The sequence below is a fragment of the Streptococcus sp. GMD1S genome, assembly GCF_000296875.1.
GTDB lineage: Bacteria > Bacillota > Bacilli > Lactobacillales > Streptococcaceae > Streptococcus.
Genome location: NZ_AJQY01000287.1, coordinates 1 through 569, shown reverse-complemented (window position 1 = coordinate 569; position 569 = coordinate 1). Strand labels below are relative to the sequence as shown.

Annotated in this window: 1 protein-coding gene; it reads right to left on the bottom strand. The window is 44.6% G+C overall.

Annotated elements, in window-relative coordinates; translation table 11 throughout:
• Positions 1-569 (bottom strand): EamA family transporter (locus GMD1S_RS08830; protein ID WP_000508098.1); only part of this gene is annotated, 569 nt, incomplete at both ends.

Below are 569 nucleotides of genomic sequence, written 5' to 3'. Positions count from 1 at the left end.
CCTGTGAAGGGAATAGCCACTACACCAGAAATAACCATCCCGACACCAATCACCAAAATACTGCCCCACTTCTTAATCAAAACGATGGGAAGGATAATATAGAGGGCATAGGTCAAGGCTGAAAAGAGGCCCCAGAACAGACCTAGGGGTGTGACAGACAACTGGTCGACTTTCCCATGCGTCGCGATCAGAAAAGTTCCTCCTATAGCCAATCCAATCGAAATAATCTCAGCCAGTGTCGGAGCTACCTTATCCTTCATACAGGTATAAACCAAGATCCCAACGGGGCATACATACTGGAGAACTGTCGCCGTTCCAGCATTGGTTTCCTGAATGGCAGAAAGATAGGCAAACTGGTTTAAGAAAAGTCCAAAAACTGCAAATAGCAACAGAGATAGCAGACTTTTTTTGTCTTTTAAAAAAGAAAGGAATTTATCCTTTGAAGTCGTATAGGATAAGAACACCAGTGCCAAGCCTGCAATGATAAGTCGCAAATTGGTCAAGACTAAAGCAGAAATCCCGTGTGCCATCAGGTATTGGCCACTGGTTCCAGACAAGCCCCAAGCAAT